This is a genomic window from Oerskovia gallyi (assembly GCF_014836745.1).
GTDB lineage: Bacteria > Actinomycetota > Actinomycetes > Actinomycetales > Cellulomonadaceae > Oerskovia > Oerskovia paurometabola.
Genome location: NZ_JACSQE010000005.1, coordinates 129,933 through 154,919, shown reverse-complemented (window position 1 = coordinate 154,919; position 24,987 = coordinate 129,933). Strand labels below are relative to the sequence as shown.

Below are 24,987 nucleotides of genomic sequence, written 5' to 3'. Positions count from 1 at the left end.
GCCATGATGAGCGAGGGCGCGCCGCACGCCCCGGACCCGAGGAGCGACGATGCCCCACCCCGCGACGGACCAGCCCGCCACCCAGCCCACCCCCCAGCCCCCCACCCGGCCCGACGGCCGCCCGCCCCTGCGCGGGACGCCGTCCCCCGAGCAGCGCAAGGAGGAGGGCCGCGCCGCCCGCGCGCTCCTGCACCGCCGCGGGACCGCTTCCTGGGAGCCTGCCGCCGACCGCCGCGACCCCGTCGCGATCCTCCAGGCCCAGAACGCCAGCCGCGTCCCCGAGCTCGTCCCGCTGCGCATGGGTCGCATGGCCGCGACGCCGTTCTCGTTCTACCGCGGGGCCGCGGCGGTCATGGCGGGAGACCTCGGGGTCGGGCCCAGGACGGGACTGACCGTCCAGCTGTGCGGCGACGCGCACCTCGCGAACTTCGGCGGCTTCGCCTCCCCGGAGCGTTCGCTCGTGTTCGACATCAACGACTTCGACGAGACGCACCGCGGCCCCTTCGAGTGGGACGTGCAACGGCTCGTCGCGAGCCTCGAGATCGCGGGCCGTCACCGCGGCATGTCGCACCACGAGCGCGAGCGGATCGTGCTGGGCGCGGGGCGGGCCTACCGCGAGACCCTGCGGTCCTTCGCGGACCTGGGCCACCTCGACCTGTGGCACGTGCAGCTGCGTGGCGACGAGATCGTCGACAGGTGGCGCGGCTCGGTCCCGCCGGCCGTCATGGAGAACCTCCGCAAGGCCCTGCGGAAGGCGCGCACGAAGGACCGGCAGAAGGCCCGCCGTCGGCTCACGGTCCTCCACGACGACGGCGAGCTGCGCTTCCAGAGCAACCCGCCCCTGCTCGTGCCCGTGCGCGAGCTCTTCGACGCCGACGAGCAGGCCCGTCTCCTCGGCGTCGTGACCACGGCCCTCGCGACGTACGGCGAGTCGCTCACGGGAGCCCGCCGCATCCTGCTCGAGCGCTACCGCCTGGTCGACCTGGCGCGGCGCGTGGTCGGGGTGGGGAGCGTCGGGACGCGCTGCTGGGTCGCGCTGCTCGTGGGCCGGGACAACGACGACCCGCTGTTCCTGCAGGTCAAGGAGGCCGAGCCGTCGGTGCTCGAGCCGTACACCTCGGCGAGCCCCTACCCCGAGAACGGGCGGCGCGTGGTCGAGGGGCAGCGCCTCCTGCAGGCGACGAGCGACGCCCTGCTGGGCTGGAACACCGTGCACGGCGCCGACGACCGTCGCCACGACTACTACTTCCGCCAGCTCTGGGACTGGAAGGTCTCGGCCGACCTCGAGACCATGCTCCCGGTCGCCATGGCCGCGTACGCGCAGATGTGCGCGTGGGTCCTCGCGCGCGGCCACGCCCGCTCGGGCGACGCCCTCGCGATCAGCGCGTACCTCGGCAAGGGCGACGTCGCGGACCGCTCGTTCGCCGAGTTCGCGAAGCGCTACGCGGACCAGAACGCCCTGGACCACCGGGCGCTCGTGGACGCGATCGCCGCGGGCGACGTGGAGGCGGTCCTGGGCGTCTGACGCCTGGGCTGTCTTCCGGGCCCGACGGCGCCGCTCACCCCGGGCGGCACCGTCGGCAGGACGCGGGGGCGACTCGCCGCGGTGGGGTCAGATCTGGTCGAGGCGGCGCAGGATCGCGCCCTCGCGCAGAGCCCACGGGCAGATCTCGACCTCGGCGACCTTGAGCGCCTTCATGGTCTCCTCCGCGACGACGCCTCCGGCCACGATCTGGTACGTCCTCTCGGCCGTGATGCCCGGCAGCTCGGTGCGGCCCGTGGCGGGGATGCGCGCGAGGCGCGGAACCCAGTCGGAGAGCTGCGAGCGCTCCATGCGCCACCGCTCCTCCGGCCCGACGACCGCGACCTTCATGCCCGCGAGCCGCGCGAGCGACCGGAACGTCTTGGACGTCGCGACCACGTGGTCCGGGCGCGGCAGCCGCTTGACCTCGCCGAGCGCCCCGGCCAGCACCTCCCGGACATGAGCCCGGAGCGCGGCGACCTGCTTGGCCGAGGGCGGGTCGTCCGGCAGGAACTCGATCGTCATCCGTCCGGCGCCGAGCGGCACCGAGACCGCGACGTCCGGCTCCTCGTCGAGGCCCGACGCGATCTCGAGCGAGCCCCCACCGATGTCGAGCACCATGAGCCGACCCGACGCCCAGCCGTGCCAGCGGCGCGCGGCGAGGAACGTCAGGCGCGCTTCCTCGGGCCCAGAGAGGACCTCGATCGGCACGCCCACGCGCTCCTCGATCGCGGCCAGCACCTCGGCGCCGTTGCTCGCCTCCCGCAGCGCCGACGTGGCGAGCGCCAACGACTCCTCGACCTCGTACTCGCGGGCCAAGGCCGCAGCCTTGTCGGCCGCCTCCAGGAGGGCGTCGACCCCCTCGGCCGAGATCGAGCCGTCGGGCTGGAGGTACCGCATGAGGCGGACCACGGACCTGCCCGACGCCGCCGGGTCCGGACGCGCGCCCCGCTCGGCGTCCACGACGAGCATGTGGACCGTGTTGGAACCGATGTCGAGCACTCCCAGTCGCATCCGCCCACGGTAACCGCCCCCGCCTGGGGCACGCGGGAGCCCGCACCGCGGCTGCCGCCCCACATGGGGAGTTCTCTCCCTGTCGACGCCTACGCCCCGTCCGCTAGGGTGTGGCCCGCCGTCCAGCCCCGAGAGACGAAGTAGGCATGCCCGACATCCAGCTCGACCTCGCCGCCATGGCGGACACCGCGACCCTCCTGCGCAGGCTGCGCGAGGAGTTCCTCGCCGCCGAGGAGTTCAACCGTGGCCTCGCCGACGCCGCAGGACACTGGCACCTGAGCGGCGCGATCGGCGACTTCGCGAGCGCGTGGAACGTGCGACGCGAGCAGCTCGGCGAGGAGATCCAGGCCGTCGCCGACCTGACGCAAGCGGTGTGCGACACGTTCCACGAGGTCGACGCCGCCATGGCCGCCCAGCTGCGCACCGTGGAGCTCTGACATGGTCCACGCCTCGGCCGTCCACCTCATGCCGCCGCTCACAGGAGAGCCCGACACGCTCGCCCTGGCAGCGGACCGCTACCTGTCGGTCGCGGAACAGATCCGGGCGGTGAGCCGCGGGCTCGCCGACCTCGCCGACCGCAGCGAGTCCTTCGGTCGGGCGGCGGACGCCCTCGACGACCGGGCCCTCGACCTCGCCGACGACATCGACGCGACCGTCCCCCGCTACGAGACCACCGCGCACGCGATGAAGGAGTACGCGGTCGTGCTCCGCGACTCCCAGGCACAGGCCGACGCCTCGCTCGTCGTCATCGAGGACGCCCGCACCCACCTGTGGCCCCTGTACACGAAGCGCGACGAGGCCGAGTCGGACCTTCGCGACGCAACGGCGTCCGGCGCCCCCGCACACGTCGTGGACGCCCTGTACGACGCCCTTCGCGGGCTCACCCTCCAGATCCAGGAGCACGAGGGCTCTCTCGACATCGCGCTCCACAGCTTCGCGGAGGCCGAGGAGACGAAGGACCTCGCGGCCCGCCGCGCCGCCGACGCGATCCAGCCCGTCCTCGACCAGCTCAACGACAGCTTCGGGGACAAGGTCGGGGCGTTCTTCGCCCCCGTCGGGGACTTCCTCGCGATGATCGACACGTGGATAGACAGCGTCCTGGAGCAGGTGCTGCAGTGGCTGTCCGACCTGGTGATCGTCGTCCTCGCCCTCACCGTCCTGGTGACCGCGTTCGTCCTGTACTCGCTCTCGGTCCTGTTCGGGGTGATGACCTGGGACCAGGTCCTCGACGCCGGGATCGGCGCCACGATGCTCTTCCTCAAGGGGCTCGCGCCGATCCTCGTGCCCGTGCTGCAGACCGAGGTGGGCAAGCCGACGCCGGAGATGCGGCTCACGGGGGCGACGGCGAAGTCGCCCACGAACGACCCGTACTACCGAGCCTTCGAGGACGCCGCGACCGTGGACGAACTCGGCGAAGCCGACACGACGGTCGTTCAGATCGTCAGAGTCGGGACTGGGCCAGACGGCCTGCCCATCTGGCGGGTGATCCCGCCCAGCACGCAGGACTGGGAGCTGGGCAGCGACACGGGGGCCGCGAACGACCTGGGGTCCAACCTGACCCTCATGCTGGCTCCTGACCAGAAGGCCGCGTACGAGCGCATGGTGCTGCAGGCCATGGAGAAGGCCGGTATCGGGCCGGAGGACCACGTCATGATGGTCGGCTTCAGCCAGGGCGGCATCCTGGCCGGCAAGTTCGCCGCTGATCCGGACCTCCCGTACAACATCGAGGCCATCGTCGTAGCGGGAGCGCCGATCGACGCCATGGGCATCCCCTCGGACGTCTCTGTCGTCTCGCTCCAGCACCGGGGCGACCCGGTTCACCGACTGGACGGGATGGCACCGCCCCCACCGCACGACAACTGGGCCACAGTAGAGACGGACACGTGGGCGGGACCCACCGCACCTGCATCCAGCCCGTTCTTCGACGCAGGTCGCCACGACGCCGCGAAGTACTCCATCACTGCCGAGCATCTCTCCAACGGGTCGCTCCACGATGGCGGCTACGTCCCGTCCGCCACCCAGTCGACCTTCGAGGCCATCAGGGCGGACCAGGCGATGTTCTTCGCCGACACCGAGACCTACTACACCTACGAAGGAAGCGAACAGTGACTTTCTCCCCTCGGCGTCGCACCGCGACCGGTGTCGCCCTTGCCGCACTCCTGCTCCTGACCGGCTGCTCGGGCTCCTCCGAGAAGGACGCAGAGAAGATCCGCGAAGCCATCCTCGACAACGCCCCCGGCGTCGAGGACGCCATCGTGCGCTACAACACCGACATCTTCACCAACAACCTCAGCATCCAGCTCTCCATGCCCACGACAAGCAGCACAGACGACGAAGCCCTGACCACCGCCATCGTCGAAACCCTTGAACAGGCCTGGAACACCTCACCCTCAGAACCCTCGAACATCCGCATCCGTGTCAGCGTCGTCCCCTTCGCCGAAGGCGACCGCATCGGAGATCCATCTGCCGTCACCTTGAACGGCCGAGGAGTCGACGAGGCGCTAGGCCTCTACTCCGACGTGTCCTGGGACGTCCTGACTGTCTCAACGGAAGAACTGACCGAGCGCTTCGGGCCACGGGACGGCTCGTGAGCGTCAACCAGTCAAGCCGCCCAAGCCTGCCTCGCAGTGTTCGTCCAGGTCACGCACATCTCATCCATGGCACCGGTCGCAGCGACGTCCGTCGTGACCAGCAGCGTCGCACCACGACCGGTGTCGTCCTCGCCGCGCTCCTGCTCCTGACCGGGTGTTCAGGCTCCTCCGAGAAGGACGCCGAGAAGATCCGGGAAGCCATCATCGACAACGCCCCCGGCGTCGAGGACGCCATGGTGCGATACAGCACCGACGTTTTCGTCAACAACCTCAGCATCCGGCTCGAAGGCAGAGCACTCGACACGTCCCTCGGACTCGAGAACGACGCCTACAGGTTCACCCTGTCCGTTCCCACACACGAACTCGCGCAACGCTACGGATCCCAGGTGGCCCCGTGACCCACCACGCGCTGAGCGTCCGCACCACGACCCGAGACGAGGCAGACCCACGATGAGCGCCGCGACGACCGGCCCGTCCGCCCCGCAGGAGCCTCTTGTGCCCGCTCCCCTCCCGCGGCTTCGCCTGCGCCTGCCGGGGAACTGGTGGCAGGTCCCGTTGCACGACCGCACCGAGGCGCGCGCCTCGGTGCGACGCCTGGTCGCCGCCACGGTGGGCCCCGCCGACGACCGTGCCGCCCTGAGGATCGAGCTCGAACGGCGCGTCCTGGGAGCGCTCGACGACGCCATCGACGGGGATGGACAGGCGTTCCACGTGGCCCTGTCGATCGTCCCGGGGGCGCCGATCCCCGTGACCGCGATGGTCTCGCTCCCCGCGCAGCAGCTCACTCCCGCGGTCGGCACGAGCGCGACCGCGACCATGGCGATCCTCGAACGCGGCCTCGCGGACCTCACCCCGGGCGGGGCCGGGGCGCTTCACCGCTTCACGGCGGGTCCCTCCGAGGTCGCCCGGCGGACGCGCAGGCACGTCCTCGTCGACCCGGACAGCGACGAGACCCTCCCGACGGTCGCCGTCGAGTACTGGATGACGGTCCCCGGCACCAAGCGGTTCGTCCTCGTGGCCTTCAGCACTCCGGCCGGCGAGCTCGAGGAACCGCTCACGGGGCTCTTCGACCAGATCGTGCGCGTCAGCTCCTGGGAGTGACACCAGCCGCGCGCCGGCATCGCCGGGGCTGGCCCTCCCCGTCGCACGAGCCGCCGGTGCCGCCGGAGCGGCTGGTGGCGGCGTCTACGTCAGGTGGTTGGCGTCGTTCATCGAGCTGTTCGACCGCCCGGTGACGCGCCTGACGTGCGCATCCGACCCGCGCTCGTCGAGCGTGACGGACTTGGTTTCGCGGCGGTGGTCGTGCCGCTTGCCCGTGTTGCGGTACCGCGCCCACGTGAACCAGTAGAACAGCGGCCCTGCGAGCAGCAGCACCACCACGACGACGGCCTTCACGGCCTCCTCCTCCCCGGAGGAGGAGGCGACGGTGAGCGCGTCCAGGGCGAGCGCGTGCATCAGAACCCGATCATGACGAAGAGTGCCGCGACGGCCGCCACGGCCTCGACGACGACGGACACCGCCAGCAGGCGGCGGTGGTTGACCGGGACAGACCCCATGGTCTCGCCCGTGCGGCCGTTGACCGCGACGTAGTGCAGCAGCGACGACCCGTTCTTGCGGACCTCGTGGTACGAGTACAACCACACGGGCAGGTAGGCCGCGACCCAGCGCTGCCCGACGACGTCGAGCCGTTCGCGGTCCCACCGGACGCCACGGTCGTAGAACTCGATCATGTCGCGCGCCCGGAACCGGGCGATCTCCTTCGCCTGCGCGAACGCGGGATCGCGCAGGTCCTCGACGTCGCTGTCGCGGCGCTCGGCCGTGAACCCCGACAGGTAGTTCGAGTCGTAGCGCACGGCGTTCTCGACGTCGAACGGCAGGATCGTGTTGATGACGTTGTTCGTCCGGGCCTTGCCGCCGTGGTCTCGCCGGTCGGCCGAGGACTCGATCGTGAGGTCGTCGACGTGCAGGTCGAACTCGCGCACGACGTCGTACAGGTCGTAGTCGTAGCGCGTCTCCGTCGTGTCCTTGCCGTCGGAGCCCCGGACGGTCACGGTGTACCTGCGCACGAGGTGCTCCCCCTGCCCCTCGAGGCGCGCCTTCGCATTGAGGTCCGCGACGAGGTACGGAAGGTAGACGCCGACGACGTTCTCCGGGCTGAACTCCGCCCGGAACCGGGGGTGCGCGTAGAACTGGCGTCGGCCGACGAACTGCCGGATGCCCACGACCGCGTCCTCCTGGGGGAGGCGGAACGGCAGCAGGACGTCGGGCACGGCCCCGTTGGGGACCTGCTGGTTCACCGACAGGACGTTGCGGCACCAGTGGCAGCGGGCCTGGGTGCCGTGCGCGGTGTCGACGACGACGTCGGCCCCGCAGCCCGCGCAGCGGAACGTCAGGATCTCCTCGGCGGACGGCACGATGTCGGCGCTGCCCGAGCCCAGGACGACGCCCTCGAGCCCGCCGATGTTCCCGTCGAGCCCGAGGTCGGCGAGCGTCACCGTGCTCACCCACTCGTAGCGACAGAAACCGCACCGCAGCGTCGCCTTGGCGACGTCGTACGCGATCTCGGTCGCGCCGCACCGGATGCACTTGACGAGGCCGTCGGTCGCGCCGGTGTCGGTCCGCACGACGGTCGGGCCGCCAGCCGACGGAGGCCCGGCGTTCGTCGTCGGGCCGGCTCCCGGCGGGGGCGGGCCCTCGGGGACGGGAGCCGACTGCGGCTCGTGAACGGTCATGGCCTCAGAACCCGAGGATCTTGGCCTTGGCGGCGTCGTAGTCGGCCTGGGTGATGAGGCCCTGGTCGAGCAACGACTTGAACTGGGTGAGCTTCGCGACCGGGTCCTCCGCGGCCGGGGCGGGCGCGGCCGGGGCGGGCGCGGCCGGCGCCGCCGCCTGCTGGACCGGGACCTGCTGGACCGGCACGACGGGCTGCTGCAGACCGGACATGGCGCCGCCGGCGGCGTTCATCCCCATGCCGAGGATCGCCATGTTCGCGGCGCCGCCCGGGTTCTCCCCCGCGGCCTGGATGCCGCGCGCGGCGGCCTGCTGCAGGAACGAGTTCCCACGGGCCCCTGCGAGCGCGTCGGCCTTCTTGACGTCACTCAGCAGCGCGCGCGTGTCGTCGTCGTACTCGATCGCGGCGAGGGCGACCTTGACGATCGACAGTCCGCGGTAGGACGTCCACTGGTAGCCCTCCTCGACGGCCCCCGCCAAGGACAGCGCAAAGCCGACCGAGTCGCTCTGGATCCGGGTGATCCGGTTCCCCTTGTCGGGGTCGTTGGTGTAGCTCGAGAAGGCCGCCGCGAGCGAGCCGACGACCTCGGTGAAGAGCTGGCTCGCGGCGTCGTTGTCGAGGTCGGAGAAGTCGAAGACCTTCGCGCTCGCCCCGAGGTACGTGAGCGGCACGAACTGCTTGACGAAGAGGATCGGGTCGACGATGCGCAGGGAGTACGTGCCGCGCGTGATCGCGCCGACCTGGGCGCCGAGGTAGGCGTCGTCCCAGTAGATCTCGGACTGCGTGCCGAACCTGTTGTTCGGCAGCTCCTTGAGGTTCACGTAGAAGCCGAGCTGCTGCGACCCGGGCTGCCCGCCGAACTTGAACCGCTCCCACGACGTCGTGATCAGGGGGCTCAGGAAGCCGTTGTCGGCGAAGATCGACTGGGAGTTCTGGTCGTCGGACGTGTACAGGTACCCGCCCGGCTCGGCCACGAAGCCCGTGAGGGCACCGTCCTGGAAGGTCAGGAGCCCGTAGCCCTCGGGGACGACGAAGCGGCTCCCGTTGGTGATGATGTTCGCCGAGCCCTTGGTGTTCGCCCCGCGCCCGGCGTTGCGCCCCTGCGCGACGGCCGGGAAGAGCGCGGCGGTCGGCGCGAGGTTCGTCGGCGGCGTCAGGAAGTCCTTCCACTGGTCCGCGAGCGTGCCTCCGAGGGCACCAGCAAAGGCCTTGATGAATCCCATCGAGCTCTCCGTCCGATCGGGCGGACGGCGCCGCGCGTGACCTGTGTTCGTCGCGTCGGGCCGTGGGGGCCCGCCCGCGACCCGCACAGTATCGGAGTTCTGCCCCGGAACGGAACGATCGCGTGGATACGGGACCACTCGTCCCGTGCTGCGGTCGAAGGGTGACGCACGGGACCGCCGACGGTGACGTACCCGACCGCCGACGGGTGACCGACCAGCCCGCCGACGGTGACGCGCCGGATGACAGGATGTTCCCCGTGACCTCCCCCTCCCCCCTCGCAGAACCCCTGAAGACCGTCGGCTGGATCCACGTCGTGGACGGTCGGCTGCTCGTCGTCCGCAGCCGGGACAACGACCTGTTCTTCATGCCGGGCGGAAAGATCGATCCCGGCGAGAGCGACGAGCAGGCCCTGGTCCGGGAGATCGAGGAGGAGCTCGGCGTGCTGCTCGACCCGGCCACGGTGCGGTCCGGGTTCGTCGCCGAGGCGCCCGGTCACGGCCTCGGCGGGCGGCTCGTGCACATGCACTGCCTCTACGCCGAGCCGCTGCCCGGGTCCCCCGAGCCGGCACCCCGTGCCGAGGTCGGCGAGCTCACCTGGGTCGGTGCGCAGGACGCGCACCGGGTGCCGCCCGCGGGCCGGATCGTCCTGGAGCGCCTGGCGGCGACCGGCGAGCTCGCGGCCTGACCCTGCGGGCCGGCCAGTCGAGCAGGCCGGCCGAGCCGGCCAGTCGAGCAGGCCGGCCGAGCCGGCCAGTCGAGCAGGCCGGCCGAGCGGGCCGGCCGAGCGGGCGGGCCGGGCCGGCCAGTCGAGCGGGCCAGTCGAGCGGGCCTGCGGCGAACATGCGGTTGCCGTTCGCCGAGCATGCGGTCAGCGTCCGGATCCGGCCCGATCGCGACGCCGACCGCATGTTCGGCACCGAGAGGTCGGCTCAGCGGCCGGCGCACACCTCGTCGCGGCCCGACACGTCGGCACCCAGGATCGCCGCCTCGGCGTCGGCCACCACGGCCGAGGCCTCCTCGCGGGCCGCGGCCAGCGCCGACGCCCGTGCCGCGACGATCGCGTCGTGCAGCTCGGCGTGCACGCGTCGCCGGACGGAGCGGGCGAGCGCCTCGGTGTCTGCATCGTCGACCTCGCCGCCCGCGGCACGACGCTCGGCCACACGTTCGGCGACCTCGGCCGCGATGCGCCGGTCGGCGTCGTCGAGCAGCGCGACCACGGCCGTGTCGGCCGCGCGCCCCAGGCGGGTCTCCTCGAAGTCCTGCGTCGCACGGTCCACGATCGTCCGCGCCTGCCCGACGACGAGCGACCCCAGGGCGGGTGAGTGCGCCTTGAGGGAGGCCAGGTCGTAGAGCAGGACGCCGTCGAGGTCCGCGACCCGCGGGTCCACGTCGCGGTGAAGGGCCAGGTCGAGGACGACCATGGGCCGGTGCGGCGCCTCGTCGCCGGCGGCCTCCGCGGCGCGGGACCGGGCGCGGACGACCGCGGCGGCGTCGAGCACGTGGCCCAGCACGTCACCCTCGCCACCCACCCCGGTCACCGTCGGCGCACCAGCACCAGCACCAGCACCAGCCAGCGCCCGTCCCCGCGCACCGCTGCACGACACGACGAGGTCGGCGTCCTCGAGGGCCGCCACGAGGTCGGTCACGGCGGCGACGCCGCGGTCGGCCGCGAACTGCTCGGCGCGCCCCGAACCCGAGTACACGCGCACGTCGTCGCAGCCGCGGGCCCGCAGCGCCGCGAGCGACGCCCCGGCGTAGGACCCGGTGCCGATGAGCACGGCGCGGACCTGGCGCCACGGCGGCAGCTCGGCGCTCGCGAGGTCGAGCCCGAGGGACACGACGGACCGGCCGTTGCCCCCGAGCGTCGTCTCGTTGCTGATCTTCTTGGAGGTCCGCGACGCGGTCTGGAAGAGGAGCTCGAGCGTGGACGAGGTCACGCCGCCCTCGCGTGCTTCCTCCAGGGCGCGCTTGACCTGCCCGGCGATCTCCCGCTCGCCCACGACCATCGAGTCGAGGCCCGCGGCGACCTCGAAGAGGTGGGCGGCGACGTCGGGCCCGGTGCGGGTCGAGAACGCGCGGACCGCGACGTCCTCGCTGACGCCCGACGCCGCGGCGACCAGGCGCGCGACCTCGTGCGACGCGTGCTGCACGCCCCAGCCGTCGACAGGCGACTCGACGTCCAGGTACACCTCGAACCGGTTGCACGTCGAGACGACGACGGCACCGGTGATCGCTTCGCAGGTCGCGACGGCTGCCCGTCCGACCGACCCGGCTCCGGTGGACAGGAGCTCGAGGGTGGACATGTCCAGCTCGTGGTGACTTGCAGTCATCGACAGGAGAACCACAGTGCTCCGATTCAATCACCGCGTCGGGCACAAGGCAGAATCGGTTCTTGTGACGTTCACCGCGCTTTCCGACAACCACCCTCTCGTCGACGGTCGGACGACGAATTCTCCGCTCGTGCGCGCATTGCGCGGCGAGCGGCCGGAGACCACCCCCGTGTGGTTCATGCGACAGGCCGGGAGGTCGCTGCCCGAGTACCGCGAGCTGCGCCAGGGCATCGGGATGCTGGACTCGTGCCTGCGCCCCGACATGGCGAGCGAGATCACGCTCCAGCCGGTGCGCCGGCACGGCGTGGACGCGGGGATCTTCTTCTCGGACATCGTGATCCCGCTCAAGCTCGCGGGGGTCGAGGTGGACATCGTCCCGGGCGTGGGCCCGGTCATGGGCCAGGCATACCGGACACCCGACGACGTCGCGCGCCTCGTGGAGCACGAGCTCACCCCGGAGTCGCTCGCCCCGGTGACGGAGGCGGTCGCGCTCACGGTCGCGGCGCTCGGGTCGACTCCTCTCATCGGTTTCGCGGGGGCGCCGTTCACGCTCGCGGCGTACCTGGTCGAGGGGCGGCCGTCGCGCGACCACCTCGCGGCGCGCACCCTCATGCACGCGGACCCCGAGTCGTGGGCGCGGCTCACGGCGTGGACGGCGCAGATCACGGGCGCGTTCCTGCGCGCTCAGGTCCTCGCGGGGGCCAGCGCGGCCCAGCTGTTCGACTCGTGGGCCGGGAGCCTGTCCCTGGAGGACTACCTCGCGGGCGCCAAGCCGGGGAGCACGGTCGCGTTGTCCCAGGTCAGCGACCTGGGGGTGCCCGCGATCCACTTCGGGACGGGCACGGGGCACCTGTTGGGCGCCATGCGTGACTCGCTCACGGAGGCGGGCGTGACGCACCCGACCGTGGGTGTCGACTACCGCACGCCGCTCGACGAGGCCGCGGCCACGCTCGGCGGGTACGTGCCGGTCCAGGGCAACATCGACCCGGCGCTGCTCGCGGCGCCGTGGCCCGTGCTCGAGGCGCACGTGCGCGACGTGCTGCGTCGTGGCAGCGCGGCTCCGGGGCACGTCGTGAACCTCGGTCACGGCGTGCCGCCCGAGACGGACCCGACGGTCCTGACCCGCGTGGTCGAGCTGGTCCATTCCGTCCGGAACGTGTCAGAACCTGCGTGACCTCGGGGTCACGCACGGTCTGACACACCCTCGCAGCGGGGGCACACTTGACGTGTGCACCCCGTTGCTGATGGATCGTCCGGCCCTTCCCCGTCGTCCGACGCCACGTCCGACGCCTCGTCTCACGGCTCGTTCGACGCCGTGGTCGTCGGCGCCGGCATCGCCGGTCTGACCGCTGCGCGCACCCTGCGCCGTCGCGGCCTGCGGGTCCTCGTCCTGGAGGCGGCCGACCGCCCGGGCGGGCCCGTGCACGGCGACAAGCTCGGCTCGACCGGCCTGTCCGTCGACGTGGGAGCCGAGTCGTTCGCGGCGCGCGGCTCCGCGGTGGGCGACCTGGTCACCGTCCTGGGTCTGACGGTCGTCGAGCCCGCTCCGCTCAGCGCGTGGGGTTACGCCGCGAGCCGCGCGTTCCCGCTGCCGAAGGCCGGGATCATGGGCATCCCGGCCCACCCGTTCGCGGCGGACGTGCGGCGCGCGGTGGGTTGGCCCGGTGCACTGCGGGCCGGGCTGGACCGGGTCAAGCCGCGCCGCTGGGTCGACGAGGAGAACCTCGAGACGTTCGCGCGCTCGCGCCTGGGGCGCCGTGTCGCGGAGCGCCTCGTGGCCCCGGTCGCCGCGGGGGTGCACTCGGCTCCGCTCGAGCGGCTCGACGTCGACGCGGTCGCCCCGGGCCTGCGCGAGGCGTACGCCCGGGAGGGTTCGCTGACGCGCGCGGTCGCGGCGATGCGCGCGCAGGCGCCGGCCGGCTCGGCGGTGCGCGGCATCGAGGGCGGCATGCACCGCCTGGTCGAGGAGCTCGTGCTCGCCGTGACGAGCGAGGGGCCCGACGGCGCCGCACCGGCCGGGAGCACCGGCCCTGCCGGGGTGCTGCTCACGCGCCACGAGGTGGTGGACCTGAGCCGCGCCGTGGGCGGGGGCTGGAACGTCCAGGTCGAGACCCCCAGCGGCCCGGAGACGTTCCGTGCCCCGCGTCTGCTCGTGACGACCCCCGCGGTCGTGGACCTCGTGTCCCCGCTTGCGGGCCGCACGGCCGACCCGGTCCCGGACCCCGAGCCGGGCGCCGACATCCGGCTCGTGACGCTGCTGCTCGAGGCCCCCGCGCTCGACGCGGCCCCGCGCGGGAGCGGCCTCCTGGTCGCTCCGAAGCCGCGCACGTGGTCGACGCGCGACGAGAACCACCGGGCGGGCGCGCACGACCCGGTCCAGGCCAAGGCCCTGACCCACTCGACCGCGAAGTGGCCGTGGCTGGCGGCCCGGGTGGCGGACGCCGTCGGGCCGGGGAACCACGTGGTGCGCCTGAGCTACGGGCGCATCGGGGAGACGGTCGAGCCGACCGTCGACCAGGTGGTCCGCGACGCGTCGGTGCTGCTGGGCGTGGACCTGGAGGGCAAGGTGCGCGAGCACCTGTCGACGCGGTGGAACGGGTCGCTCCCGCCGCCCACGCCCGTGTACCGGCGCGAGGTCGCGGCGTTCGTGGAGCGGGTGTCGCACGTCGACGGCCTGGGGGTCACGGGAGGCTGGATCGCGGGCACGGGGCTCGCGGCGATCGTGGGGCACGCGCAGGAGTCCGCCGAGCAGCTCTGAGCATTTGTCGCGTCGGCGACATTTCCCGACGTGCTGACAATTCGTCTCTTTGTCATGACTTCATGTCAGGTCGATGTCACTCGGTGGACAATTCCCCGGAAATCCGCACCGGACGGGTTGGTGCGCATTTCGACATCACCGCCCGGCAGAGGACACTGGAAGCGTGAGCATTCGTGTCGGAACCCGTGGCAGCGCCCTCGCGACGACCCAGACGGGTCTGGTCGCCAGGCGCATCGAGACCCTGACCGGACGGCCGGTCGAGATCGTGCGCGTCCGCACCGAGGGTGACGTCCGCACCGGCTCGCTCGCCCAGATGGGCGGCACCGGGGTGTTCGTGACCGCGCTGCGCGAGGCTCTGCTTGACGGCCGCTGCGACGTCGCCGTGCACTCCCTCAAGGACCTCCCGACCGGCGCGGCCGAGGGCCTGACCCTCGTGACGCCCGAGCGGGAGAACCCGCGCGACGTGCTGTGCGCACGCAACGGCTGGACGCTGGAGTCCCTTCCCCGCGGCGCCAAGGTCGGCACGGGCTCGCCCCGCCGCGCGGCCCAGCTCCTCGCGGTGCGCCCCGACCTCGACGTGCTCGACATCCGCGGCAACGTCGACACGCGTCTCGCACGGGCGCTCGGCCCCGACGCCGACCTCGACGCGGTCGTCCTCGCCTACGCCGGGCTCTCGCGCCTCGGCCGCCTCGACGCGGTCTCCGAGGTCATCGACGTGCGGGTCATGGCGCCGGCCCCCGGCCAGGGGGCGCTGGGCGTCGAGGTCCGGACCGCGGACCTCTCGCCGCTGTCCTCGTTCGACCTCCGGCCCGACGGCGCCACGGACCGTCCGCTCGACCTCGCCGACGTCGTCGCCGGCCTCGACCACCTCCCGACCCGCCTCGCGGTGCTCGCCGAACGCGCTCTCCTCGCACGCCTCGAAGCGGGCTGCGCGGCGCCCGTCGGAGCGCACGCCGTGGTCGAGGACGACGAGATCCGGCTCTCGGCCGTCGTCGCCCGGCTCGACGGCGGGCAGGTCCTCACGCACTCGGCACGGGTCGCGCTGCCGTCACCTGCGGGCGTCGCAGGCAGGGCCGCTGGCGCGGGGGGTCCGTCCGCCGAGGGGCGCGACGTCACCGACGCGCTCGCGAGGGGGCTCGGGGTCCAGGTCGCCGACGCGCTGCTGGCCGCCGGAGCCGCCGAGCTCGCGCCGCTGCGCGCGACCGGGCCAGGAGGTGGCTCGCTCCCCCAGGCCGAGGCGCCTGCGCTCTGGGCCCCTGGCACCGCGCCCTCGGACGACGCCCACGGCTCGGACGACGAGCCCACGGTCGGCGGCACCGACGCCCCCGTGCGCTCGGAGCGGCGCTGATGCCAGGCCGACTGCGCGACCCGCAGCGCGGTCGCGCCCTGCCGCCAGCAGGCCCGGCCCCGGCCGCCGCGAACACCGCGACCTCCGGGCCGCTGACCGGGACCACCGTCCTCCTGCCGCGCTCCCCCGAGCGTGCCGCTCCCCTCGCGGCGCGGCTGCGCGCTCAGGGCGCGACCGTCCTCGTGAGCCCCGCGATCGAGCGTGCCCCCATCGAGGACACCGCGGCGATGGACGCCGCCGTGGCAGACCTCGCGGGCTTCGCGTGGGTCGTGGTCACGAGCGTCAACGCGATCGACGAGCTGATCGCGAGCGCCGCACGCCGGGGCCGCACGCTCGCCGAGCTGTCAGGACGAGCGAGGACCGGAGCACGCGCTGGTTCTGGCACGAGGTGGGCCGCGGTCGGGCCCGCGACTCGGCGAGCGCTCGAGGCCGCGGGGGTCCACGTGGATCTCGAGGCGGGCGTGAACTCGGCGCGCGGGCTGCTCGCGGCGTTCGACGCGCTCACCGAGGCTCCCGACCACGGGCCCGAGGCCCGGACCACGTTCGACCACCCGGCCGCCGACGCGACGCGGGACGTCCTGCTCCCGCAGGGCGACCTCGCGAAGCCCACCATGGCCGACGGCCTGCGTGACCGCGGCTGGGTCCCGCACGTCGTGACCGCGTACCGGACGGTCGCGCACACGCTCTCCCCGGAGGTCGCGGACGCGTGGCGCGCGGGCGAGGTCGACGTGGTCGTGCTGACGTCGGGCAGCGTCGCGCGCGAGGTCGCGACCCAGCTCGGTGCGGACCCGCACGTCGCGGGCGTCGCGATCGGCGAGCCGACGGCGGAGGCCGCGCACGCCGTCGGGCTGCGGATCGACGCCGTGGCCGCCCAGGCGACCGACGACTCCCTGGCGGAGGCCGTGCTGCGCGTCGCCGCCCACCCGTCAGAACCTCGTCCTGACGACTCATCCCCGACAGAAGGCAGGAACCACCCGTGATCCGTCCCCGCCGCCTGCGCTCGACCCCGCAGATGCGCCGGCTCGTCGCCGAGACCCGGCTGCACGCCGCCGACCTGGTCCTCCCCCTGTTCGTCAAGGAGGGCCTGACCGAGCCCAAGCCGCTCGGGTCCATGCCCGGCATCGTGCAGCACACCGAGGAGAGCCTCGCCGGCGCCGTCGCGCAGGCGACCGCGGCCGGGCTGGGCGGCGTCATGCTGTTCGGCATCCCCGCGCACCGCGACGCGACCGGCTCGCAGGCGGACGCCCCCGACGGCATCCTCAACCGTGCGATCCGCATCGCACGCGACGCCGCTCGGGACGCCGCCGCGGGCACGGGCCGTCCCGCCCCCGTCGTCATGGCCGACCTGTGCCTCGACGAGTTCACCGACCACGGGCACTGCGGCGTCCTCTCGCCGGGCCCGGACGGCGACGTGATCGTCGACAACGACGCGACCCTCGTCCGCTACGCGTCGATGGCACTCACCCAGGCCGAGGCGGGCGCGGAGGTCGTGGCGCCGTCGGGCATGATGGACGGCCAGGTCGCCGTGATCCGCGAGGCCCTCGACGACGCCGGGCACACGGGCGTGAGCATCCTGGCGTACAGCGCCAAGTACGCGAGCGCGTTCTACGGGCCGTTCCGCGAGGCCGTCGACTCGACGCTCCAGGGCGACCGCCGCACCTACCAGATGGACTCGGCGAACTTCCGCGAGGGCCTGCGCGAAGCGGACCTGGACCTGGCCGAGGGCGCCGACATGGTCATGGTCAAGCCCGCGGGCTCGTACCTCGACGTGCTCGCGGCCGTGGCCGAGCGCAGCGACGTCCCCGTGGCGGCGTACCAGGTGTCGGGCGAGTACGCGATGATCGAGGCGGCCGCCGCGAACGGCTGGATCGACCGGCGCGGCGCCGTCCTGGAGTCCGTGCTCGGCATCAAGCGCGCGGGCGCCGACATCGTCCTGACCTACTGGGCCCTCGAGATCGCAGAATGGATTCGGTGACACCGATGACCATCCACCCGACCGGTTCGCCGCTGCGCGCGACCACCCTCCACGACAACCACGAGGCGTTCGTGCGCGCCCAGGGCGCGATCCCGGGCGGCGTGAACTCGCCCGTGCGGGCCTACGGCTCGGTCGGGGGCGACCCGCGCTTCATCGCGAGCGCGCGCGGCGCGTACGTCACCGACGTGACGGGCCGCGAGTACGTCGACCTCGTGTGCTCATGGGGTCCCGCGCTCCTGGGGCACGCTCACCCCGCGGTCGTCGCGGCCGTGCAGGACGCCGCCGCGCGCGGCCTGTCGTTCGGCGCCCCGACGCTCGGCGAGGTCGACCTCGCGGAGGAGGTCCGCCGCCGGGTCCCCGCGGCCGAGCGCGTGCGTCTCGTCTCGACGGGCACCGAGGCGACCATGACCGCGGTGCGCCTGGCGCGCGGCGTCACGGGTCGCAACCTGCTGGTGAAGTTCGCCGGCTGCTACCACGGGCACGTCGACGCGCTGCTCGCCGAGGCGGGCTCGGGCGTCGCGACGCTCGCCCTGCCCGGGTCGGCCGGCGTGACCGAGGCCAGCGCGGCCGAGACCCTGGTCCTGCCGTACAACGACCTCGAGGCCGTCGAGCGTGCGTTCACCGAGCGCGGCTCGGAGATCGCCGCGGTCATCACCGAGGCGGCACCGGCGAACATGGGCATCGTGCCGCCCGGCCCGGGCTTCAACGAGGGCCTGCGCCGCATCACGGCCGAGCACGGCGCCCTGCTGATCCTCGACGAGGTCCTCACGGGCTTCCGCGTGGGGCCGAGCGGCTGGTGGGGCCTGGAGTCGGGTGCAGCGGCGGGCGTGACCGCGGGCGAGCAGCCCTCGTACACGCCCGACCTGTTCACGTTCGGCAAGGTCGTCGGCGGTGGCATGCCCGTCGCGGCCCTGGGTGGTCCGGCCGCGATCATGGACCAGCTCGCGCCGCTCGGCCCGGTCTACCAGGCAGGCACCCTGTCCGGTAACCCGGTCGCGGTCGCGGCGGGCCTCGCGACGCTGCGCCTGGCCGACGACGCCGTGTACGCCCGCGTCGACCACGTCGCCCAGGTCGTGGGGGACGCCGCGAGCGCGGCCCTCGCCGCCGAGGGGGTCCCGCACGCCCTGCAGCGCTCGGGGAACCTGTTCTCGATCATGTTCGGCGACTTCGCCGCCGCGGCCGGGGTGCGTACCTACGCGCAGGCCCAGGCGCAGGACGTGTTCCGCTACAAGGCGTTCTTCCACGCGATGCTGGACGCGGGGGTCAACCTGCCGCCGTCGGTCTTCGAGGCGTGGTTCGTGTCGTCCGCGCACGACGACGACGCGGTCGAGCGCATCCTCGCCGCGCTCCCGGCCGGGGCGAGGGCTGCGGCACGCGCCCAGCGCTAGACCTCGCACGGGGCGAGGTGCCCGGCGGGGTGAGCTGCGCCGTCGGGCACCTTCCTCCGTGCCCGACGGCGCCGCTCACCTCACGCCCGACCTCGCCGTCGTGAACGGCTCGGCAGGCGGCTCCGGCTCGGTCAGTAGCTGATCTGGCCGACCTTCTTGCCCAGGCTGCGGATCTGGAAGCCGAACGCGATGAGCGCGACGCCCCAGACCAGGGCGACGATCGCGAGGATCCACACGATCGACACGACGCCTGCGCCCACGTTGAACAGGACCAGGACACCGAAGACGAGGGACAGCAGACCCGCGAAGACTCCCCAGCCCCAGCCGCTGCCGGGGACCTTGCGGAGCTCGACGCTCGCGATCGTCTGGAAGATGCCCAGGACGACGGCCCACAGACCGATGATCCACACGAGGACCTCGGCGGTCTTGCCGGGCCACACCAGCAGCACGATGCCGACCGCGACGCTCACGAGGCCGATCGTGACCAGGGCCGCCGTGCCGCCGGTCCCTCGGCGGCGGATACCCTCGACGATCTCGAACAGGCCGTCGACGAGCGTGAAGATCGCGACGATCCAGATGAAGACGACGGCCGTGATCTCGGGCCACACGAGCGCGACGATGCCGAAGAGGATCGCGACGACGCCGCGGATCACTGGCCAGTACCAGACCTGCTTGGCGGTGGTGGAGAAGGCGGTGAGGATCGGGTCCTGCGTGGTCATGGCGGGCTCCTGACGTCGTGTCGTGTCCCGCCAGGAACGCTGGAGCACCGTCCGTGCGGGCTGTTCGACTCTCATCGAACACCCGAAACGGCCGCATGTCGTGGCGAACCGCGCATTCGTCGCGGAGGGACCCTCGCCCCCTTGACAAGGCGATACCCCGCCGGGGTACCTTGGAGGGTTGGTACCCAGTAGGGGTATCCGAGCGAGTGACACGGAGGCCCAGCATGAGCGACACGACCACCCAGCGCCCGGTCGAGCCGGGCCCTGCCCCCGCCCACACCGGCCCCCACGGGTACGCCTCCGACAAGGAGGCCTACCTCAAGCGCATGCGCCGCATCGAGGGCCAGGTCCGCGGCATCGCCCGCATGATCGACGAGGACGTCTACTGCATCGACATCCTCACCCAGGTCTCCGCGGTGACCAAGGCCCTCCAGGCGGTGTCCATCGGACTCGTCGAGGACCACCTCGGCCACTGCGTCGTCGACGCCGCCCGGTCCTCCGAGGCCGAGGGCGCCGCCAAGGTCCGCGAGGCGTCCGACGCCATCGCCCGTCTCGTCCGCAGCTGACACCCCACCCCTCCCCAAGGAGCACCATGAGCACCGTCACCACCCTCGGCGTCACCGGCATGACCTGTGGCAACTGCGTCTCGCACGTCACCAAGGACGTGGGCGCCGTCCCCGGCGTGGAGAACATCAGCGTCGACCTGAACGTCGGCGGCGCCTCCGAGGTCACCGTCTTCTCGGACGACCCGCTCGACGAGGCCGCGCTGCGCGAGGCCGTCGACGAGGCCGGCTACGAGGTCGTGAGCTACGACGTCCAGCTCGACGCCCAGGCCGCGCAGTCGGCCGAGCAGGCCGCCGACCGCAAGGCCCACAACTGCGGCTGCGGCTGCGGCACGGACTCCGCCGCGGACGCCGCGCCCGCCCAGAAGACGTACGACCTCCAGGTCCCGCAGGCCTGACCGCTCGACCCGCCCGACGACGGAGCACCGGCCGGACTCCCGGCCGCCGCTCGGTCGTCGGGCACCGCTCGGACCGCACCCACCGCCCGCCGACCGCGGGCCGCGGGCCGCGGGCCGCGACGGAGCACCCCACCCGGCGAGACCCGCCGGACGCACCACACTGTCGAGGAGCACCGATGACCACCCCCACCGGCCTGACCGCCGGCCCGACGCTCGTCGAGGTCGACCTCGCGATCGAGGGCATGACGTGCGCGTCGTGCGTCGCGCGCGTCGAGAAGCGGCTCAACCGCGTCGACGGCGTCGAGGCCACCGTGAACCTGCCGCTCGAGAGCGCGCACGTCGTGCTCCCCGAGGGCGTGACGGACGCCGAGCTCGTCGCTGCCGTCGAGAAGGCCGGCTACCAGGCGCGGGTCACGGGGCGTCGCGCGGCAGCGCCTGCGGTCGGGGCGGTACCCGCGGTCGGGGCGGCGCCTGCGCCCGAACCTGTCCCCGTCGTGTCAGAACCAGCGAGCACCCCGGCTCACGCTGGTTCGGACGACCCGGCTTCGGACGACCCGGCTTCCGACGACCCGGCGGCGGCCGGGACCGCGCCCACCGCGACCGACACCTCGGCCCCCACGCGCGACCGCGGCGCCGACCTCGGGCGCCGCCTCAAGGTCGCCGCGGTCCTCACGCTGCCGGTCGTGCTGCTGTCGATGGTCCCTGCCCTGCAGTTCCCGGGCTGGCAGTGGGTCGTCACGGCCCTCGCGCTGCCCGTCGTCACGTGGGGTGCGTGGCCCTTCCACACCGCCGCCTTCCGCGCGGCCCGCCACGGCGCCTCGACCATGGACACGCTCGTGTCGATCGGCGTGGTCGCCGCGACCCTGTGGTCCCTGTGGGCCCTGCTGCTGGGCGGCGCGGGCGAGATCGGCATGCGCATGTCGGTCTCTCTGCTGCCCTCGCGCGCGCACGGCTCCATGCCCGAGCTCTACTTCGAGGTCGCGGCCGTCGTCACGACGTTCCTCCTCGCGGGCCGCTGGTCCGAGCACCGCTCGCGCCGCAAGGCCGGCGACGCGCTGCGCTCCCTGCTCGCGATGGGCGCCAAGGACGCCGAGCGCGTCACGACCGGTCCCGACGGCCAGCGCGTGACCGAGCGCGTGCCCGTCGCGGCCCTGCGCGAGGGCGACCTGTTCACGGTCCGCCCGGGCGAGAAGGTCGCGACCGACGGCGTCGTGGTCGAGGGCGCCTCCGCCGTCGACACCTCGCTCCTGACGGGCGAGCCCGTGCCCGTCGACGTGACGCCCGGCGACGACGTCACGGGCGCGACCGTCAACACCTCGGGCCACCTGCTCGTCCGCGCGACGCGCGTGGGCGAGGAGACGACGCTCGCGCAGATCGGTCGCCTCGTGAGCCAGGCGCAGACGGGCAAGGCCCCCGTGCAGCGCCTCGCGGACCGGATCTCGGCGGTGTTCGTGCCGATCGTCCTGGTCCTGGCCGTGCTCACCCTGGGGGGCTGGCTGCTGGCGGGGGCGAGCACGCAGTTCGCGTTCACGGCCGCCGTGGCCGTGCTGATCATCGCGTGCCCGTGCGCCCTGGGCCTCGCGACGCCGACCGCCCTGCTCGTCGGCACGGGGCGTGGCGCCCAGCTCGGCATCCTCATCAAGGGCCCCGAGGTCCTCGAGTCCACGCGCCGTGTCGAGGTGATCGTGCTCGACAAGACCGGCACCGTGACGCAGGGCCGTATGGCCCTCGAGCGCGTGGTCACCCGCGAGGGCACGCTCGACCTGTCCTCGGACGCGGCGAGGGCCGCAGCAGGCTCGTCGAGCGAGGCGCCCGACGCCGCCGCCCGCCACGCCCTGCGCCTCGCCGGCGCGGTGGAGGGGCTGAGCGAGCACCCGATCGCGCAGGCGATCGCATCTGCTGCGACGCGAGTCTCAGGGAGCGTCGACGACACCCCGTCCGGTGCGCCCGTCGAGACCGGCGCCGACGGTGTCGTCATCGGTTCCGCGCAGGTCTTCGACTTCGTGAGCTCTCCTGGCGGCGGCGTGAGCGGCCTGGTCCGCACCGCGCACTCGGGCCTGTCCCCCGCAGGCGCGCTCAACGCGCAGCGGGTCCTGGTCGGGCGCCCGTCGTGGCTCGCCGAGCAGGGCGTCGCGTTCGACGTGTCAGAAGCGGCGAGGCCTCAGGGTCACACCCGCACTGACGACACGGGGACCGACCTGCGCCGCGCGTTCGACGAGGCCGAGGCCACGGGCGCGACCGCCGTCGTCGTCGCCTGGAACGGAACCGCCCAGGGCGTCCTCGTCCTGCGCGACCCCGTCAAGGAGACCTCGGCCCAGGCCGTGGCCGAGCTCCGCGCGCTGGGCCTGCGTCCGATCCTCCTCACGGGCGACAACGCGGGCGCGGCGCGGGTCGCCGCCCGGCAGGTCGGCATCGCGGAGGAGGACGTGATCGCGCAGGTCCTGCCGCAGGACAAGGTCGACGTCGTCGCACGCCTGCGCGCCGAAGGTCGGGTCGTCGCGATGGTCGGGGACGGCGTGAACGACGCCGCCGCGCTCGCCGGGGCCGACCTCGGCCTGGCCATGGGCACGGGCACCGACGTCGCGATCGAGGCGAGCGACATCACGCTGGTCCGCGGCGACCTGCGCGCGACCGCGACGGCGATCCGGCTCTCCCGCCAGACGCTGCGCGTCATCAAGCAGAACCTGTTCTGGGCCTTCGCCTACAACGTGGCCGCGATCCCGCTCGCCGCCGCCGGGCTGCTCAACCCGATGATCGCGGGGGCCGCGATGGCGATGAGCTCGGTCCTGGTCGTCGGCAACTCGCTGCGCCTGCGCCGAGCGGGCTGAACCCGGCTGCCCCCCGGCTGCCCCCGGCTGCCCCCGGCTGCCCCCGGCTGCCGAGAACGAGGTTGAGGTCGTCATCGTGAGGATGGCGACCTCAACCTCGTTCTCGGCACTCTGCTCGGCAGCGAGTGCCGGTCAGTCCGCCGACGGGCGGCCCGGGCGGCGCGGCGGACGCACGTCTCGTGGGAGCCGCCCCTCGGCGTCGAGTGCCCGGCGCAGCACCATGTCGATCTGCGCGTTGACGCTCCGCAGCTCGTCCGACGCCCAGCGCGCGAGCGCGTCGTGAACCGCCGGGTCGAGGCGCAGCAGGACCTGCTTCCGGTCGGTCCGGGGGCGTCGCGGCGCACCCTCACGCCCGGCGTCCGCACCGCCGTCGGGCCCACCCACGCGCGGCGCAGCCTCACGCCCGGCGTCCGCTCCGCCGTCGGGCCCCTGCGCGCCGCCCCCCGGCGACCCGCCGGGGGCGGGTGCCGGGACCTCGGGGGTCACGAGTAGAGCGACCCGGCGTTGACGACGGGGGTCGCGCGGCTGTCGCTGCACAGCACGACGAGGAGGTTCGACACCATGGCGGCGCGGCGCTCGTCGTCGAGCGTGACGATCGACTCGGCCTCGAGGCGCTGGAGCGCGTCCTCGACCATGGACACGGCACCCTCGACGATCCTCGACCGGGCCGCGATGATCGCCCCGGCCTGCTGGCGCTGCAGCATGGCCTGCGCGATCTCGGGGGCGTACGCGAGGTTGGAGATGCGGGCCTCGATGACCTCGACGCCCGCCACCACGACACGTGCGGCGACCTCCGCGGCGATCTCCGCCGACACGACCTCCGTCGCGCCGCGCAGCGACTGCTCGCCGGCCTCGGCGTCGTCGTACGGGTGGGACATGGCCACGTGACGCAGCGCCGACTCGGCCTGGACGCGGACGAAGTCGGTGTAGTCCTCGACGGCGAAGCTCGCCTTCGCGGTGTCGGCCACCTGCCACACGACGATCGCCGCGATGTTGATCGGGTTGCCGTCGGCGTCGTTGACCTTGAGCTCGCTCGTCTCGAAGTTGCGGACGCGGACGGACACGCGCTTGCGCGTCGAGAGCGGCACGGTGGCGACGAGCCCGGTACGGCGGATCGTCCCGAGGTACCGGCCGAAGAACTGGACGACGAGCGTCTGGCCCGGGTTGATGACCTTGACGGCGGTGAGCACGAGGAGACCGAGCACGATCGCGACCACGCCGAGCAGGGTGCCGACCGGGGTGCTGCTCATGAACAGGGGGACCGACCCGCCGAGAAGGGCGAGGACGAGGAGGATCGCGAGGCCACCTCCGCCGGCGCCGAGCGACCACGCGGGCTGCTCGGTGACGTCCACGCGGGTGCCGTCGTGCCCGACGGGGCGTCCGCTCGGCTCTCCGCCCAGGGACTCCTGCGGGGGGACGGTGGTGTCGCTCATGACGTGTTCCTCTCGTCGCTGACGGGTGCCGGGCGCCCCGCGTCTATCAAAGTGATATCACATTAAACGCGGCGGACGGAATCGAGGTGCGCAGCGCCGTCGGCGCCGAACATGCGGTTGCCGCTGCCCGAGCATGCGGTGGGCGTCGCGAATCACGGGATTCAC

General features: G+C 73.2%; 24 protein-coding genes. 16 read left to right on the top strand and 8 right to left on the bottom strand.

The window, feature by feature from the left end; all coding sequences use genetic code 11:
- The first annotated feature begins 49 nt into the window (after positions 1-49).
- Positions 50-1,525 (top strand): DUF2252 domain-containing protein, encoded by a 1,476-nt coding sequence (locus H9640_RS07920; protein ID WP_191790169.1) that lies wholly within the window; start codon positions 50-52, stop codon positions 1,523-1,525.
- Between the two features lie 87 nt (positions 1,526-1,612).
- Here H9640_RS07920 and H9640_RS07915 read toward each other — a convergent pair whose 3' ends face one another.
- The gene (locus H9640_RS07915) at positions 1,613-2,536 is read right to left on the bottom strand and encodes a Ppx/GppA phosphatase family protein (RefSeq protein ID WP_191790168.1); all 924 of its coding nucleotides are present in this window, start codon (positions 2,534-2,536) and stop codon (positions 1,613-1,615) included.
- Positions 2,537-2,682: 146 nt separating this feature from the next.
- On the opposite strand from H9640_RS07915, the gene H9640_RS07910 reads away from it, so the two are divergent.
- The 5 genes from H9640_RS07910 to H9640_RS07890 are packed head-to-tail and all read left to right on the top strand — an operon-like array spanning position 2,683 to position 6,228.
- Entirely contained in the window at positions 2,683-2,973 is a 291-nt protein-coding gene (locus H9640_RS07910) for a hypothetical protein (protein ID WP_191790167.1), read from the top strand.
- Between the two features lies 1 nt (position 2,974).
- Complete coding sequence (locus tag H9640_RS07905; protein ID WP_191790166.1) at positions 2,975-4,645, top strand: hypothetical protein; 1,671 nt, start codon at positions 2,975-2,977, stop codon at positions 4,643-4,645.
- Positions 4,642-5,127, top strand: coding sequence for a hypothetical protein (locus H9640_RS07900; RefSeq protein ID WP_138822270.1), 486 nt, complete (start codon positions 4,642-4,644; stop codon positions 5,125-5,127). Before H9640_RS07905 ends, H9640_RS07900 begins: the two co-directional genes overlap by 4 nt.
- Complete coding sequence (locus H9640_RS07895; RefSeq protein WP_191790165.1) at positions 5,124-5,525, top strand: hypothetical protein; 402 nt, start codon at positions 5,124-5,126, stop codon at positions 5,523-5,525. The genes H9640_RS07900 and H9640_RS07895 overlap by 4 nt, the downstream gene beginning before the upstream one ends.
- 52 nt (positions 5,526-5,577) lie before the next feature.
- Positions 5,578-6,228 carry a hypothetical protein gene (locus H9640_RS07890; RefSeq protein WP_191790164.1) on the top strand — a complete coding sequence of 217 codons (651 nt, stop codon included), beginning with the start codon at positions 5,578-5,580 and terminating at the stop codon, positions 6,226-6,228.
- 84 nt (positions 6,229-6,312) lie between these two features.
- Here the strand turns inward: H9640_RS07890 and H9640_RS07885 are convergent, their stop codons facing one another.
- Genes H9640_RS07885 through H9640_RS07875 form a run of 3 tightly spaced genes read right to left on the bottom strand, consistent with a single transcriptional unit; the run spans position 6,313 to position 9,081 of the window.
- Complete coding sequence (locus H9640_RS07885) at positions 6,313-6,582, bottom strand: growth/differentiation factor (RefSeq protein WP_191790163.1); 270 nt, start codon at positions 6,580-6,582, stop codon at positions 6,313-6,315.
- Positions 6,582-7,859 (bottom strand): TFIIB-type zinc ribbon-containing protein, encoded by a 1,278-nt coding sequence (locus H9640_RS07880; protein ID WP_225226865.1) that lies wholly within the window; start codon positions 7,857-7,859, stop codon positions 6,582-6,584. The genes H9640_RS07885 and H9640_RS07880 overlap by 1 nt, the downstream gene beginning before the upstream one ends.
- A 4-nt stretch (positions 7,860-7,863) precedes the next feature.
- Positions 7,864-9,081, bottom strand: a complete 1,218-nt coding sequence (locus H9640_RS07875) for an SHOCT domain-containing protein (RefSeq protein ID WP_191790162.1) — start codon at positions 9,079-9,081, stop codon at positions 7,864-7,866.
- A gap of 257 nt (positions 9,082-9,338) precedes the next feature.
- Here H9640_RS07875 and H9640_RS07870 point away from each other — a divergent pair, with 257 nt between their 5' ends.
- Positions 9,339-9,767 (top strand): NUDIX hydrolase, encoded by a 429-nt coding sequence (locus tag H9640_RS07870; RefSeq protein WP_318243704.1) that lies wholly within the window; start codon positions 9,339-9,341, stop codon positions 9,765-9,767.
- A 244-nt stretch (positions 9,768-10,011) separates the two neighbouring features.
- On the opposite strand, the gene H9640_RS07865 is transcribed toward H9640_RS07870, so the two are convergent.
- Positions 10,012-11,427 carry a glutamyl-tRNA reductase gene (locus H9640_RS07865; protein WP_191790161.1) on the bottom strand — a complete coding sequence of 472 codons (1,416 nt, stop codon included), beginning with the start codon at positions 11,425-11,427 and terminating at the stop codon, positions 10,012-10,014.
- Positions 11,428-11,476: 49 nt separating this feature from the next.
- On the opposite strand from H9640_RS07865, the gene hemE reads away from it, so the two are divergent.
- The 6 genes from hemE to hemL all read left to right on the top strand — a co-directional run bounded on the left by hemE (position 11,477) and on the right by hemL (position 18,881).
- Positions 11,477-12,586 (top strand): uroporphyrinogen decarboxylase, encoded by a 1,110-nt coding sequence (gene hemE, locus H9640_RS07860; RefSeq protein ID WP_191790160.1) that lies wholly within the window; start codon positions 11,477-11,479, stop codon positions 12,584-12,586.
- A 54-nt stretch (positions 12,587-12,640) separates the two neighbouring features.
- Positions 12,641-14,170, top strand: a complete 1,530-nt coding sequence (locus H9640_RS07855) for a protoporphyrinogen/coproporphyrinogen oxidase (RefSeq protein ID WP_191790159.1) — start codon at positions 12,641-12,643, stop codon at positions 14,168-14,170.
- Positions 14,171-14,333: 163 nt separating this feature from the next.
- Positions 14,334-15,518: a hydroxymethylbilane synthase gene (gene hemC, locus H9640_RS07850; protein ID WP_318243703.1), complete on the top strand. Its 1,185-nt coding sequence runs from the start codon at positions 14,334-14,336 to the stop codon at positions 15,516-15,518.
- Entirely contained in the window at positions 15,518-16,498 is a 981-nt protein-coding gene (locus H9640_RS07845; RefSeq protein WP_191790157.1) for a uroporphyrinogen-III synthase, read from the top strand. Before hemC ends, H9640_RS07845 begins: the two co-directional genes overlap by 1 nt.
- A 32-nt stretch (positions 16,499-16,530) precedes the next feature.
- Entirely contained in the window at positions 16,531-17,493 is a 963-nt protein-coding gene (gene hemB / locus H9640_RS07840) for a porphobilinogen synthase (protein ID WP_404821892.1), read from the top strand.
- Positions 17,494-17,498: 5 nt separating this feature from the next.
- Positions 17,499-18,881, top strand: coding sequence for a glutamate-1-semialdehyde 2,1-aminomutase (hemL, locus tag H9640_RS07835; RefSeq protein ID WP_191790288.1), 1,383 nt, complete (start codon positions 17,499-17,501; stop codon positions 18,879-18,881).
- A 131-nt stretch (positions 18,882-19,012) separates the two neighbouring features.
- On the opposite strand, the gene H9640_RS07830 is transcribed toward hemL, so the two are convergent.
- Positions 19,013-19,600 carry an HdeD family acid-resistance protein gene (locus H9640_RS07830; RefSeq protein ID WP_191790155.1) on the bottom strand — a complete coding sequence of 196 codons (588 nt, stop codon included), beginning with the start codon at positions 19,598-19,600 and terminating at the stop codon, positions 19,013-19,015.
- A 224-nt stretch (positions 19,601-19,824) separates the two neighbouring features.
- Between H9640_RS07830 and H9640_RS07825 the strand changes: the two genes are divergently transcribed.
- The 3 genes from H9640_RS07825 to H9640_RS07815 all read left to right on the top strand — a co-directional run bounded on the left by H9640_RS07825 (position 19,825) and on the right by H9640_RS07815 (position 23,389).
- Positions 19,825-20,166, top strand: a complete 342-nt coding sequence (locus tag H9640_RS07825; protein WP_191790154.1) for a metal-sensitive transcriptional regulator — start codon at positions 19,825-19,827, stop codon at positions 20,164-20,166.
- Between the two features lie 26 nt (positions 20,167-20,192).
- Entirely contained in the window at positions 20,193-20,561 is a 369-nt protein-coding gene (locus H9640_RS07820; protein ID WP_191790153.1) for a heavy-metal-associated domain-containing protein, read from the top strand.
- Between the two features lie 176 nt (positions 20,562-20,737).
- On the top strand, positions 20,738-23,389 hold the full coding sequence (locus H9640_RS07815) for a heavy metal translocating P-type ATPase (protein ID WP_191790152.1): 2,652 nt from the start codon (positions 20,738-20,740) through the stop codon (positions 23,387-23,389).
- A 132-nt stretch (positions 23,390-23,521) separates the two neighbouring features.
- On the opposite strand, the gene H9640_RS07810 is transcribed toward H9640_RS07815, so the two are convergent.
- Together H9640_RS07810 and H9640_RS07805 are read right to left on the bottom strand one after the other, a co-directional pair.
- A complete protein-coding gene (locus tag H9640_RS07810) occupies positions 23,522-23,875 on the bottom strand; it encodes a hypothetical protein (RefSeq protein ID WP_225226863.1) in 354 nt (117 codons plus the stop codon).
- Entirely contained in the window at positions 23,872-24,822 is a 951-nt protein-coding gene (locus H9640_RS07805; RefSeq protein ID WP_191790151.1) for an SPFH domain-containing protein, read from the bottom strand. The genes H9640_RS07810 and H9640_RS07805 overlap by 4 nt, the downstream gene beginning before the upstream one ends.
- Positions 24,823-24,987 lie beyond the last annotated feature (165 nt).